17 protein-coding genes, 1 tRNA gene and 4 pseudogenes are annotated in these 12,509 nt (G+C 65.6%); 11 read left to right on the top strand and 11 right to left on the bottom strand.

Annotated features, from left to right (window positions below; all coding sequences use genetic code 11):
• Positions 1–31 precede the first annotated feature (31 nt).
• A tRNA-Pro gene (locus ASD84_RS00100) sits at positions 32–105 on the top strand.
• Positions 106–415: 310 nt separating this feature from the next.
• Here the strand turns inward: ASD84_RS00100 and ASD84_RS00095 are convergent.
• The 11 genes from ASD84_RS00095 to ASD84_RS00045 all read right to left on the bottom strand — a co-directional run bounded on the left by ASD84_RS00095 (position 416) and on the right by ASD84_RS00045 (position 5,892).
• Positions 416–1,093 carry a response regulator gene (locus ASD84_RS00095; protein ID WP_056705350.1) on the bottom strand — a complete coding sequence of 226 codons (678 nt, stop codon included), beginning with the start codon at positions 1,091–1,093 and terminating at the stop codon, positions 416–418.
• 86 nt (positions 1,094–1,179) lie between these two features.
• The gene (locus ASD84_RS00090; protein WP_056705348.1) at positions 1,180–1,650 is read right to left on the bottom strand and encodes a hypothetical protein; all 471 of its coding nucleotides are present in this window, start codon (positions 1,648–1,650) and stop codon (positions 1,180–1,182) included.
• Positions 1,647–1,922, bottom strand: coding sequence for a hypothetical protein (locus ASD84_RS00085; RefSeq protein WP_056705346.1), 276 nt, complete (start codon positions 1,920–1,922; stop codon positions 1,647–1,649). Before ASD84_RS00085 ends, ASD84_RS00090 begins: the two co-directional genes overlap by 4 nt.
• The gene (locus tag ASD84_RS00080) at positions 1,919–2,179 is read right to left on the bottom strand and encodes a hypothetical protein (protein WP_056705345.1); all 261 of its coding nucleotides are present in this window, start codon (positions 2,177–2,179) and stop codon (positions 1,919–1,921) included. Before ASD84_RS00080 ends, ASD84_RS00085 begins: the two co-directional genes overlap by 4 nt.
• Before the next feature lie 2 nt (positions 2,180–2,181).
• The gene (locus ASD84_RS00075; protein WP_056914101.1) at positions 2,182–2,811 is read right to left on the bottom strand and encodes a hypothetical protein; all 630 of its coding nucleotides are present in this window, start codon (positions 2,809–2,811) and stop codon (positions 2,182–2,184) included.
• A gap of 68 nt (positions 2,812–2,879) precedes the next feature.
• Complete coding sequence (locus ASD84_RS00070) at positions 2,880–3,584, bottom strand: hypothetical protein (RefSeq protein WP_056705341.1); 705 nt, start codon at positions 3,582–3,584, stop codon at positions 2,880–2,882.
• A gap of 58 nt (positions 3,585–3,642) precedes the next feature.
• On the bottom strand, positions 3,643–4,302 hold the full coding sequence (locus tag ASD84_RS00065; RefSeq protein WP_056705339.1) for a hypothetical protein: 660 nt from the start codon (positions 4,300–4,302) through the stop codon (positions 3,643–3,645).
• Entirely contained in the window at positions 4,299–4,523 is a 225-nt protein-coding gene (locus tag ASD84_RS00060; protein WP_056705334.1) for a DUF1059 domain-containing protein, read from the bottom strand. The genes ASD84_RS00065 and ASD84_RS00060 overlap by 4 nt, the downstream gene beginning before the upstream one ends.
• Entirely contained in the window at positions 4,520–4,783 is a 264-nt protein-coding gene (locus tag ASD84_RS00055) for a hypothetical protein (RefSeq protein WP_056705331.1), read from the bottom strand. The genes ASD84_RS00060 and ASD84_RS00055 overlap by 4 nt, the downstream gene beginning before the upstream one ends.
• A 22-nt stretch (positions 4,784–4,805) precedes the next feature.
• Entirely contained in the window at positions 4,806–5,051 is a 246-nt protein-coding gene (locus ASD84_RS00050; protein WP_056705329.1) for a hypothetical protein, read from the bottom strand.
• Between the two features lie 55 nt (positions 5,052–5,106).
• The gene (locus ASD84_RS00045; protein ID WP_156392318.1) at positions 5,107–5,892 is read right to left on the bottom strand and encodes a PsbP-related protein; all 786 of its coding nucleotides are present in this window, start codon (positions 5,890–5,892) and stop codon (positions 5,107–5,109) included.
• A gap of 387 nt (positions 5,893–6,279) precedes the next feature.
• Here ASD84_RS00045 and ASD84_RS00040 point away from each other — a divergent pair, with 387 nt between their 5' ends.
• The 10 genes and pseudogenes from ASD84_RS00040 to ASD84_RS00005 form a co-directional block, all read left to right on the top strand.
• Positions 6,280–6,636, top strand: a complete 357-nt coding sequence (locus ASD84_RS00040; RefSeq protein WP_056705321.1) for an NADH-quinone oxidoreductase subunit A — start codon at positions 6,280–6,282, stop codon at positions 6,634–6,636.
• Positions 6,637–6,639: 3 nt separating this feature from the next.
• A pseudogene (locus ASD84_RS25640) lies at positions 6,640–6,879 on the top strand (NADH-quinone oxidoreductase subunit B); the annotation flags it as partial.
• A 1-nt stretch (position 6,880) separates the two neighbouring features.
• Positions 6,881–7,252, top strand: a pseudogene (locus tag ASD84_RS25635) (NADH-quinone oxidoreductase subunit B); the annotation flags it as partial.
• A pseudogene (locus ASD84_RS25630) lies at positions 7,253–7,666 on the top strand (NADH-quinone oxidoreductase subunit B); the annotation flags it as partial.
• Positions 7,663–8,180 (top strand): annotated as a pseudogene (locus tag ASD84_RS00030) (NADH-quinone oxidoreductase subunit C); the annotation flags it as partial. The pseudogenes ASD84_RS25630 and ASD84_RS00030, both read left to right, overlap by 4 nt.
• 1 nt (position 8,181) lies before the next feature.
• Positions 8,182–8,590, top strand: a 409-nt coding sequence (locus ASD84_RS00025) for an NADH-quinone oxidoreductase subunit C (RefSeq protein WP_156394684.1), incomplete at its 5' end; no start/stop codon positions are given.
• Positions 8,590–9,960 (top strand): NADH-quinone oxidoreductase subunit D, encoded by a 1,371-nt coding sequence (locus ASD84_RS00020; RefSeq protein ID WP_056705317.1) that lies wholly within the window; start codon positions 8,590–8,592, stop codon positions 9,958–9,960. The genes ASD84_RS00025 and ASD84_RS00020, both read left to right, overlap by 1 nt.
• Positions 9,960–10,688, top strand: coding sequence for an NADH-quinone oxidoreductase subunit NuoE (gene nuoE / locus ASD84_RS00015; RefSeq protein ID WP_056705312.1), 729 nt, complete (start codon positions 9,960–9,962; stop codon positions 10,686–10,688). The genes ASD84_RS00020 and nuoE overlap by 1 nt, the downstream gene beginning before the upstream one ends.
• Before the next feature lie 5 nt (positions 10,689–10,693).
• Positions 10,694–11,995, top strand: coding sequence for an NADH-quinone oxidoreductase subunit NuoF (gene nuoF / locus ASD84_RS00010; RefSeq protein ID WP_082587102.1), 1,302 nt, complete (start codon positions 10,694–10,696; stop codon positions 11,993–11,995).
• Positions 11,992–12,509, top strand: a 518-nt coding sequence (locus ASD84_RS00005; protein ID WP_156392316.1) for a 2Fe-2S iron-sulfur cluster-binding protein, incomplete at its 3' end; no start/stop codon positions are given. The genes nuoF and ASD84_RS00005, both read left to right, overlap by 4 nt.

The raw sequence follows: 12,509 nt of genomic DNA, 5'->3' as shown, positions 1-12,509 counted from the left end.
CGCTCCGAACGGCGATCCCGTACGGAGTGTTCGGGCTGTAGCGCAGCTTGGTAGCGCACCTGACTGGGGGTCAGGGGGTCGCAGGTTCAAATCCTGTCAGCCCGACCGAAAAACTGCCTCTGACCTGCGGAAACGCAGATCAGAGGCAGTTTGAGATTTGAAGCAGTGGGATTCGCGGTCCTGAGCTCAATTCACGCATGCACCAACCAAACCAAGCCTCTGACCTGCAGCGATGCTCCACTCGCAGGAATGCGGCCGTCCAACCACAGCAAAGCACTGGACGCTTACTGGTCGAAAACCCTTGGGCTGAGGTGGGCTGCCGAACGAAGCAGCACGGTCCGAACGGCAGTCTCCGGGCGGATCTTGGCGAGGGACGCAGCCCTGTCTTGACGAGGCCGAATCGGGAGTGAGCTGGTCAGGGTTCGAACCGATACCCGACACCAGGATCAGTGACGAGGTGCCGCGGACGTGCCGGATTCGCCTCGAGCTTGCGACGGAGCTGCCCCAGATAGATGCGCAAGTAGTGAGCGTGCGTCTCGGCCCCGGGGCCCCAGGCCTCGGCGAGCAGTTGTCGCTGGGTGACCAGTTGGCGCGGGCTGCGGAGCAGTACCTCGAGCACATGCCACTCCTTGGGAGTAAGCAGTGCATCACTGCCGCCTGGGCCGGTGGCGGTCCTGGCCGCGAGGTCAACGCGGAATGACGACGTCTCGACCAATGTCGGGGACGGCGAGCCGCCGCTGCGTCGCAGCGCTGCACTGACGCGCGCGAGTAGGTCGTCCATGCCGAACGGCTTCGTGACGTAGTCGTCTGCGCCGGCGGCAAGTGCATCGACTTTGTCTCGCTGCCCATTCCGCGAGCAGAGGACGACAATCGGCACATCGCTCCATCCGCGTAGTTCGAGGACCATGCCGATGCTGTTGAAGTTGGAGAGACTGAGGTCCAGGAGGACGAGATCGGGGAGCTCCTCCGCCACCAACTCCAAGGCTTCGGCAGTCGTAGCGACAACCTCGACGTCGTACTGATGCGCGCCAAGACTGATGTGTAGCGCTCGAGCGAGTTGTTGCTCGTCTTCCACGAGCAGGATGCGAGTCACGCTGCTAGCAGCCCGACTCGGTGCCGCGCCAGCGCCGGTCGGAGGCCATCGTCACCTCGACCGGGACCGCCGGGGTTCCAACTCTCTCAGCCGCCGTCACGGACATGAAGGCCGCGTGGAGCGTCACCATTGGGCGTGGGTTCCCGGATCGTCCAGACCCGTGCTGGCTCCGGGGTGGACTCGATCTTGGACTTCGGCGCGCGGATGTCCCGGATCGCGGAGACGGTCGTGCGGACCGTGGCGGGCGGTTGAGCAGGGGTTGGTGGATGCGTGATCGGCCTCAGCTCAGTCGTGCGCGAAGCAGCGCGTCTTTGGGCGGAGCTGGTCACGGCGTTGAGTCCTGCAGCGGCGGCGTTCAGATTGACATTCAGCGCCAGCACACCGCCTACGATCTGCTCGCAGTCCTGTCGAATGGTCGTGGTGACAGCGAGCGCATCCACCAGGTTCTTTCCAGTTCGATTGAGGACGCCCGTGAGATGGCGAACGAAGCCCACGAGCACCGCCAGCAGTGCGACGACGACGATCAGACTCAACGCTGACGTGAGGTTCGTGTTCATAGTGGTCCCGTCGTCCTGCTGAGAGCCGCGTTGTGTGCTTGCAACTCGACACCCAGCGCGCTGATGAGTTGGGCAGTCTGGTGCACGTGCGGATGTGTTCCGGTGTTGTTCGCCAAGTGCCCCAACTGCGCGCCTGCAGCTCGCACGTTGTGTTCGATGTCCCGGACGAACGCCGAGAGGAGCGACAGCAGGACCACTACGCAAAGCGTCACCGCAACTCCGATGCCAATGAGAATCCACCAAAGCGCCGTCTCGTTGTCGACTGCAGTCATCGGGCTCGCCTCTTCTCGAACACGTCTGTTCGGAGGGTGCCGATTGCCTCGTGCACGGTCACGATCATGTCGTTGACTGATGGGATGACGTGCAGCACTTCGGTGTTGTCGACGGTCGCGCCCAGCGCCAATGAGAGTTCACGGGCCTGCATCGAGATGCGCCTGGCAAGGCTGAGAATGGTGGACACGCAAACGACCACGGTGAGTACTACGCCAGCACCGACAATCAGTCCGATGTACCAAGCAGGGCTTCCCATGGTCAGTTCCCTTCCAGGACGTTACCGAGCAGAGACGTTACGGCCAGCCCATTCCTCAGCAGGATGGGACTGTTCGCGATGTCTTGAGCGTGCTCCCTGATTCTTGGAACGCTCTCCTGAATGCCCCCCACCGCACGACTGAGAGGTCCCGTTGCGCGGAGAATGTCGGTGAGCGACGCGTTGGCGCCGGACAGTCCCTTCACCATGGAAGAGGAGAGTCGTGCCACGGCCGAGAGACTCGTATCAATACCCTCGGCTCGGTTGCGAATGTCGTCAACGAGTTCGTTCAGGACGCCGGCATCGGACGTGATCACCCCGGTCGAGGCCTTGATGCTATCGACAGAAGAGCCGATGCCCGTGGCACTTTTCTGGGTGGACGCAAGGTTGCTGTCGATGCGGCCAGTTGAATCGACGACGCTGGCGAGATGGCCGGGAAGAGGTTCGGCGGCAGCTGCGATCTTGCTGGTGACTTGAGCTGTTGTGTCGAGTACCGGGAGGCCCTTGGTCCCCTCGTTGATGCCGACGACGGCTGGTTCGATGGCGCTCGCCACATCGCGGTTGATGGCGTTCGCGGCCATCGCTGTCCGAGTCAGCATGACTACCGCCGTCAGTGTGAACGCGAAGAAGATCACGAGGTTCAGTGTGATGGCCCGACGTTGCCCAGGTGACGGGGTCGTCGAGTAGCGGGCGAGAGCACTCGTCAGCACGGCTGACGTCCGTGCAACAGATTGACGGGCACGCTGCGGCAGACGTCGTAGAGGTGGACGTTGACCGACTTCAACCCGGAGAGGATGTCATCGAGACCTGCCCCGGTGGGTGTCAGCGTCCGGACGATCGAGGCAACTGTCGCATCGGTCTTCCCGACTCCTGAAGCCCCATCACCTTGAAGAATCAAGAGGTTGTCGTCGATAGCTGAGGTTGAACTCAGGATCGAGGTGAGAAGTTGCGAGGTGTCGCTCAACTGCGTGGTGATGTTGTTCAGCAGGGGCGTGGTGACGGCGAGGTCCTTTGCCGCTCCGGCCAGCTGGCCGTTGGTGTGCGACAACGACCCGTCGATGGCAACGCCATGGCCCTGGACGGACGCGAGATTGTCTCGGATGTCTGTCGCGTGCGACGGAATCGGCTTCAGCGCCTCGTCGATGCTGGTCAGGTTCTCGTTGACCGTACTGATCTGGCCAGGAAGGGTCTTGGTGTTGCCGTTGACGTCGACGACCGCGGACCTTGCGGCTTGGAGATGCGTGTTGATGCCGGCGAGGGAACTTGAAATGAAGATCAGGTATCCGATGACCGTCACGGCGACGACGATGCCGAGCGCGATCCAGGTCCGTAGCCAGAGGTCGATGCCGCGCTGCCGTTCAAGTCCCGCGGAACTGAGAGCGAAGGTGGTCTGGGTGTCGGTTGCCATGGTCAACCTCCGATTCTCGTCAAGGAGCGTTGCGGGCTTTGTGGGCGTTTCGTGCGGGTCAGCACTTCGGTCCGCCGTTCAGGCCGCTGTCGATACAGCCGGCGAGATGATCGCTTCGGACGGCCGTTGTATCGATGCCGCGCGCATCGGCGAGGATTCCGCTGACGACTTTGGCGGCCTTTGCGGCGTTGCCGTTGATCATCTTGATACCGCGTTCGATAGCGCTGGCGGAGGTCAGGATCTTGGCGGCATTTGCGTTGATACCGGCCGCACTGTTCGAGATGTCGGTCGCCACCTCGTTGATCTTCGTGACGTCGCCCTTGATCGTTGCAGCGCTTGAGTTGATGGACCGGGCACTGGTGGCGATGCCCGTGGCGCTGCCCTCGATGCCAGCCACCGTGGTGTCGATCTCGCTGGCCAGTCCATTGATGTCCGTCAGTGTTGCGTCGAGTGGCTTCGCGCTCTCGAGGATCGATGTGGCCAGTTCGTTCGTCCGGTTCAGCTGAAGAATTGAATCCGTGTACTCGTTGATTCCGCGACCGCTTGTGGCGATTTCAGCGGCCGCCCCGCGAATCTCAACGGCGTTGTGCTGGGTGCGGTTCAGGAGGAAGACCAGGACGAGGGCGGCCACGACGACCAGGATGATCGAGGCCAGCCCACCTGGAGTGACGCTGCGTGAGGCTGGCAGCTTGCTGGGGAAGACGTGCTTGCTGTTCACGATGCGTGCTCCTTGGTGTGAGCTCCGCCGGAGGTGCCGGCAGGAGTCTCGGTGATGTGACTGTCGACCACCGCGCTGAGCGCAGGTGACGTCGAACCGGTGGCGTGGATCTCGTTGAGATGGTCAACCAGTCCGTCGACGGCAGCCGACCTTCTGTCTGCGGAGACGCGCCAGTCGCAGATGAAGCCAAGGTCCTGGCATGCGCCCGCGTAGGCGGTCACCGGTGACCTCGCACGGAGAGCCCCAAGCTGCGGGCGACACCCGTGACCAGTTGGTGCAAGGAGCTGACATTGCTTCCGATGCCACCGACCAGGTCTGTCGCCGGAGCGGTCTGGGACGACGTGGTGAGGAGAAGGATGCGTGCGTTGGCCAGCTTGGCCGTGATGCTGCGCAACGCCTTGATGACCTTGATCAGGTAGAAGACGAGGACGACTGCAGCCACGATGGAGACGGCGACAGCGGTGACGATGAGGAGTGTCATGGCGGGATCCCTTTCGGTATGACTAGAGAAGGGGCTTCAGTGCGCCCACGTAGCGTTCAACCAGGCCGGGAACGGCGCCGACGAGCGCTTGCGTCTCCGCCAGTGCGGGTACTCCGTCGAGAGCCGGGACGATCAGCTGGCACTCCGTGACGACGTCGTTCAGCGCGGTGTCGATCCTGCCCAGACTGGCCGCCAGCGCGATGAGGGCTGTCTGCAATGTCCGTACGAGAAGGATTCCGAGCACGATTCCAAGGATGAGCCAGATCATGTCTGCTCCTGAATGACGCAGTTGGAGGGAGTGGGACTGTGTCAGGGTCTGAGGCCTAGGAGGCCGCGGACTTGAAGGACGCGACCACTTGGTCGAACTGTTTCGCGTAGTCGGCAAAATCGGCGTCGGGGACGACCTGAAAGATCAAGGCGTGCATCTTCGTGCGGTCGAAGATGAAGTAGTGGGCGTGAATTCCCCGCTGCGACCCGGCTGGGAAGTAGTAGAGGTAGTAGATCGTTGGGAGGCCAGCGACTTCGGTCTCGCGAACATCGAGCACAGTCAGTTGTGCTTTGGGGCTGGACAGGATCGCATCGGTGACGGCTCGCATGTCGGCCACTGCGGAGGCCTCGACAGGACGTTCGAGGGCAAAGGTTCGAATGCTCATTGCGTTCTCGCCAGCGATCCGGACGACATGGCCGTCAGGTCCGGCGGGCGTGTCTGCGGAAGCGACCTCGGCCCAGGTCGCCGGGTATTCCAGGTGGTAGCCGGCGACGGGGTCGTTGAGTGCCTTCAGTCTTTCGAGCGAGGCGGCCGGGGCGGGTTCTGTCGGGGCCGTCGATGACGAACTGTCGACACTTTCGCTGTCCTTGAGTACGACGATCCACATGCACCCAGTCGCGATGGCAACCGTGACAATCCATGCGACCGCCTTGGCGGAACCATGCGACCAGATCCGTCGCCACCGACTGCTGGACGCGCCCTCATCGCTCGGATCCGATGTCTCGTTGGAACGGTGCTCCGAATCGTCGTCACCTGGTGCGTGGGTACTGGACTGTTGCGCTTCTGCGGCGCTGGCTGTTGCCATCACGAGATCTACTTTCGAAGTGTTCGGCAAGTTCATCTGACCGTGAGGGAACGTTCATCGACCTCACCCGTATGAGTGAGGCAATGGGTGTGACCCACATCACCTAGTGGCTCTGGGGGCTGCGATTCCTGACCGTGTCGGAGGGCGCTCGGCGCGAATGGAATGAGCGTTGGCCCACGCGTGGCGGGGTTGCAGTCGTGGCATGTCCAGAACTCTCCGACTCGAGTGACTGGTCCATGTCTGCTGTCCGCTTCCGACCCAATCTGGCGCCACCCAGTTGCTCACCCCGCGGGGTGACTTGTCAGCGTCCGACCTCGGCTAGAAAGTGCTTGATGCCGGACTGAGGCGCTACGGCATTGCGCATGGGATCAGGTCGTCGGGCCGTGAACCTTGGCGTTCGTTCGCTGGGGGGGAGGGAGGCTCATGGAGCTCTACACACCGGTTCTGGTTCTCGCTGCACTGGCTGCGTTGTTCGCGGTCGGGTCCGTGGCGATGAGCACCATGATCGGGCCGCGCCGCTACAACCGCGCGAAGCTCGACTCCTACGAGTGCGGTATCGAGCCGACGCCTCAGGCGCTCAGTGGGCGTTTCCCGGTGAAGTACTACATCACCGCGATGCTCTTCATCGTCTTCGACATCGAGATCATCTTCTTGTACCCCTGGGCCCTGTACCTGGACGCCATGGCGTGGTTCGGCCTGGTCGAGATGGTCCTGTTCATCGCCACGGTCTTCGTGGCCTACGCATACGTCTGGCGCCGCGGCGGATTGGATTGGGACTGACCCATGGGTGTCGAAGAGAAGCTGCCGAGCGGCGTMCTGTTGACCACGGTCGAAGGACTGGCCGGCTACATGCGCAAGGCCAGCTTCTGGCCCGCGACGTTCGGCCTGGCCTGCTGYGCGATCGAGATGATGACCTCGGGCGGYCCGAAGTACGACCTGGCCCGGTTCGGCATGGAGGTCTTCCGGGCCAGCCCGCGCCAGGCCGACCTGATGATCGTGGCCGGCCGGGTGAGCCAGAAGATGNCCGAAGTACGACCTGGCCCGGTTCGGCATGGAGGTCTTCCGGGCCAGCCCGCGCCAGGCCGACCTGATGATCGTGGCCGGCCGGGTGAGCCAGAAGATGGCRCCCGTCCTGCGCCAGATCTACGACCAGATGGCRGAGCCCAAGTGGGTCCTCGCCATGGGCGTGTGTGCCAGCAGCGGCGGCATGTTCAACAACTACGCGATCGTCCAGGGCGTCGACCACGTCGTGCCCGTCGACATGTACCTCCCGGGCTGCCCGCCGCGCCCGGAGATGCTGATCGACGCGATCCTCAAGCTGCACGACAAGGTCCAGGCCACGCCGCTCGGCGCGAACCGCCTGGCCCAGATCCGCGAGATGGAAGCCGAGGGCCTCCCGAAGTACGACCTGGCCCGGTTCGGCATGGAGGTCTTCCGGGCCAGCCCGCGCCAGGCCGACCTGATGATCGTGGCCGGCCGGGTGAGCCAGAAGATGGCRCCCGTCCTGCGCCAGATCTACGACCAGATGGCAGAGCCCAAGTGGGTCCTCGCCATGGGCGTGTGTGCCAGCAGCGGCGGCATGTTCAACAACTACGCGATCGTCCAGGGCGTCGACCACGTCGTGCCCGTCGACATGTACCTCCCGGGCTGCCCGCCGCGCCCGGAGATGCTGATCGACGCGATCCTCAAGCTGCACGACAAGGTCCAGGCCACGCCGCTCGGCGCGAACCGCCTGGCCCAGATCCGCGAGATGGAAGCCGAGGGCCTSGTCGCGGTGCCGACCGGTGACATGAGGGGAATGCTCCGATGACCGAGAAGGCTGGCCCCGAGAAGGCGGGCCCCGAGAAGGCTGTCGAGCAGCCGGCGGTCGAGCAGTCGCCGGAGAACGTTCCCGAGGCCATCGGCGAGCCCGGTGTCGAGATCCGCGCGGTCGGCGAGCGCCAGGGCATGTTCGGYGTCCGCGGCACCGGCGACACGAGCGGCTTCGGTGGCCTGGTGGCCCCGGTGGTCCTGCCGGGTGTCGCGCAGCGGCCCTTCGGTGGCTGGTTCGACACGGTSGCCGACACGCTCGACCCCCTCATCGAGAGCGTCGTGATCCACCGCGGCGAGATCACCTTCCACGTCCACCGCGACAAYCTKCTCGCCGTGGCCCGCCTGGTGCGGGACGACCCGGCGTTGCGCTTCGAGTTCCTCTCCGGCGTGAGCGCGGTGCACTACCCCGGTGACGCCGGTCGCGAGCTGCACGCGGTCTACCACTTCATGTCCTACACGTGGAACCGCCGGATCCGCGTCGAGGTCAGCGCACCTGACGGCGACGCCCACGTNGCTCGCCGTGGCCCGCCTGGTGCGGGACGACCCGGCGTTGCGCTTCGAGTTCCTCTCCGGCGTGAGCGCGGTGCACTACCCCGGTGACGCCGGTCGCGAGCTGCACGCGGTCTACCACTTCATGTCCTACACGTGGAACCGCCGGATCCGCGTCGAGGTCAGCGCACCYGACGGCGACGCCCACGTSCCGAGCCTGGTCCCGCTCTACCCCGCYGCCGACTGGCACGAGCGCGAGACGTGGGACATGTTCGGGATCATCTTCGACGGCCACCCGGCGCTGACCCGGATCCTGATGCCCGACGACTGGCCGGGCCACCCGCAGCGCAAGGACTACCCCCTCGGCGGCATCCCTGTGGAGTACAAGGGCGCCAGCATCCCGCCGCCGGACCAGCGCAGGAGCTACAACTGATGGCCAGCCAGACCAACACCGACTTCTACGCCGACCCGTCGGCCGCTGCGGACACCGCCGACGGCAAGGTCTTCACCGTCACCGGTCAGGACTGGAGCGAGATCGCCTCCGGCCTGGGTGAGGGCGACGCCGCGGAGCGGGTCGTSGTCAACATGGGCCCGCAGCACCCGTCGACGCACGGYGTGCTCCGCCTGATCCTCGAGATCGAGGGCGAGACGGTCACCGAGGCCCGKTGCGGCATCGGCTACCTCCACACCGGCATCGAGAAGAACATGGAGTACCGCTCCTGGGTGCAGGGCGTCACGTTCTGCACGCGGATGGACTACCTCTCGCCGTTCTACAACGAGATGACCTACGTCCTGGGCGTGGAGCGACTGCTGGGCATCGAGGACGGCACGGACACCGCGGTCCCCGAGAAGGCCCAGATCATGCGGGTCCTGCTCATGGAGCTCAACCGGATCTCCTCCCACCTGGTCTGCATCGCGACCGGCGGCATGGAGATCGGCGCCCTGACGGTGATGACGATCGGCTTCCGYGAGCGCGAGCTCGTGCTGGACCTGTTCGAGCTGATCACCGGCCTTCGGATGAACCACGCGTTCATCCGCCCCGGCGGTGTCGCCCAGGACCTCCCGCCCGGCGCCCTCGACGACATCCGCTCCTTCATCGCGCTGATGAAGAAGCGGCTGCCCGAGTACGCCGCGCTCTGCAACGCGAACCCGATCTTCAAGGCCCGGCTGGTCGACGTCGGCCACCTCGACCTCGAGGGCTGCATGGCGCTCGGCCTCACCGGCCCGGTCCTGCGCAGCACCGGCTACGGCTTCGACCTGCGCAAGGCGCAGCCCTACAGCGGCTACGAGACCTACGACTTCGACGTGCAGACGTGGGACACCGCCGACTCCTATGGCCGGTTCCGGGTCCGCCTCAACGAGATGTGGGAGTCGCTGCGGATCATCGAGCAGGCCGCCGACCGCCTCGCGAAGCTCGAAGGTGCGCCGGTCATGGTGTCCGACAAGAAGATCGCCTGGCCCAGCCAGCTGTCCATCGGCAGCGACGGCATGGGCAACAGCCTCGACCACATCCGCCACATCATGGGTGAGTCGATGGAAGCACTGATCCACCACTTCAAGCTGGTCACCGAAGGCTTCCGGGTCCCGGCCGGCCAGGCCTACGTGCCGGTCGAGTCGCCCCGGGGCGAGCTCGGSGCSCACGTCGTCTCCGACGGCGGCACCCGRCCGTTCCGGGCCCACTTCCGTGATCCCTCGTTCAACAATCTCCAGGCGATGGGCGTCATGAGCGAGGGCGGCCAGATTGCTGACGTCATCGTCGCGATCGCCAGCATCGACCCCGTCATGGGAGGCGTCGACCGCTAATGCCCACTCCACCGATCGACGAGAAGACGCTCGCCGAGCTCCGCGAGATCTCCGAGCGCTACCCCGAGCCGCGCTCGGGCCTGCTCCCCATGCTGCACCTCGTGCAGTCGGTGCAGGGCCGGGTCACCCCGGAGGGGATCGAGGCCTGCGCCGCGATCCTCGACATCAGCGCCGCCGAGGTCAGCGGAGTGGCGACCTTCTACACGATGTACAAGCGCCACGGCGTCGGCGACTACCACGTCGGGGTGTGCACCAACACGCTCTGCGCCGTGATGGGTGGCGACGAGATCTTCGCCCGTCTCAAGGACCACCTCGAGATCGGCAACGACGAGGTCGCCGTACARCGCCARGGTGACTCGAAGACCGTCAGCCTCGAGCACATCGAGTGCAACGCGGCCTGCGACTTCGCGCCGGTGATGATGGTCAACTGGGAGTTCATGGACAACCAGACTCCCCAGTCCGCGGTCCAGATGGTCGAGTCGCTGCGCGCCGGCCACGACGTGGCCTCGACCCGTGGCCCGAAGCTCTGCAGCTGGCGCGAGGCCGAGCGCGTGCTCGCCGGCTTCCCCGACGGYCGCGTCGACGAAGGCCCCACGGCCGGTCCGGCGAGCCTCGCGGGCCTCAAGATCGCGCGCGAGCGCGGCTGGACGGCACCCGACGCACCCGCGGCCCCGGCGATCGAGGCCAAGCCCGAGGYCCAGCCMGTGCKCAAGGAGWCCGMCAAGTGAGCGACATGCTGACCCCCGTCCTCACGGACATGTGGGACGTCGAGCAGGGCTGGAAGCTGGCGCCGTACGAGWSCAAGGGCGGGTACGCCGCCCTCGACATCGCGTTCGGCATGAGCCAGGACGACGTCATCACCGCCGTCAAGGACAGCGGGCTGCGCGGCCGCGGCGGCGCCGGCTTCCCGACCGGCATGAAGTGGTCCTTCATCCCGCAGGACAACCCCCGGCCGAAGTACCTCGTCGTCAACGCGGACGAGTCCGAGCCGGGCACCTGCAAGGACATCCCGCTGATGATGGGCAACCCCCACGTCCTCGTCGAGGGCGTCATCATCAGCTCCTACGCCATCCGCGCGAACAAGGCCTTCATCTACATCCGCGGTGAGGTCCTGCACGTCATCCGCCGGGTCCAGGCGGCCGTCGAGGAGGCGTACGCCGCGGGCCACCTCGGCACCGACATCCACGGCTCGGGCTACGACCTCGACATCGTCGTSCACGCCGGTGCCGGTGCCTACATCTGTGGCGAGGAGACCGCGCTGCTGGAGGGCCTCGAGGGTCGTCGTGGACAACCGCGGCTCCGGCCGCCGTTCCCCGCCGTCGCCGGCCTCTACGCCAGCCCGACGGTCATCAACAACGTCGAGTCGATCGCCTCGGTGCCGGCCATCGTGAAGAACGGTGCYGCCTGGTTCGCCTCGATGGGGACCGAGAAGTCCAAGGGCCACGGCATCTTCTCGCTGTCGGGTCACGTGGTGAAGCCCGGTCAGTACGAAGCGCCGCTCGGCATCACGCTGCGCCAGCTGCTCGACCTGGCCGGTGGCATCCGCGACGGCCACGAGCTGAAGTTCTGGACGCCCGGCGGCTCCAGCACGCCGTTGCTGACCGCCGAGCACCTCGACATCCCGCTCGACTTCGAGGGCGTCGGGTCGGTCGGCTCCATGCTCGGCACCCGGGCCCTGCAGATCTTCGACGAGACCGTCTGCGTGGTGCGTGCGGTGCTGCGCTGGACCGAGTTCTACAAGCACGAGTCCTGCGGCAAGTGCACCCCGTGCCGCGAGGGCACGTGGTGGCTGGTGCAGGCGCTGACCCGGCTCGAGAACGGCCAGGGTTCCGAGGCCGACCTCGACCAGCTCCTCGACCAGTGCGACAACATCCTGGGCCGCTCCTTCTGCGCCCTCGGTGACGGTGCGACCAGCCCGATCTCCAGCTCCATCCAGCACTTCCGCGAGGAGTACCTCGCCCACCTCGCGCACGGCGGGTGTCCCTTCGACGCGGCGAAGTCGACCGCCTGGGCCGGTACGGAGGTCAGCGCATGACGGTCTCGACAGGCTCGACCAACGCAGTSGAGAAGACCGACCTGGTCACCGTCACCATCGACGGCGTCCAGGTCAGCGTCGCCAAGGACACGCTGGTCATCCGCGCCGCCGAGCAGATCGGCGTGCAGATCCCGCGCTTCTGCGACCACCCGCTGCTCGCACCCGCCGGTGCGTGCCGCCAGTGCCTGGTCGACGTACCCGACGCCGGCAACGGCCGGGGTTTCCCCAAGCCGCAGGCCTCGTGCACGCTGCCGGTCGCCGAAGGCATGGTCGTGTCCACGCAGGTCACCAGCCCGGTCGCCGACAAGGCGCAGCAGGGCGTGATGGAGCTGTTGCTGATCAACCACCCGCTCGACTGCCCCGTCTGCGACAAGGGCGGCGAGTGCCCCCTGCAGAACCAGGCCATGTCCAACGGCCGCGGCGAGTCGCGCTTCTCCGATGACCGCAACCGTGGCGTGAAGCGGACCTTCCCGAAGCCGATCAACCTGTCGCCGACGGTGCTCCTGGACCGCGA

Source organism: Nocardioides sp. Root682, from assembly GCF_001427795.1.
In the GTDB taxonomy this organism is placed as follows: domain Bacteria; phylum Actinomycetota; class Actinomycetes; order Propionibacteriales; family Nocardioidaceae; genus Nocardioides.
Note: the sequence above shows the minus strand (reverse complement) of the source record. Positions and strands in the feature narration are given on the sequence as shown.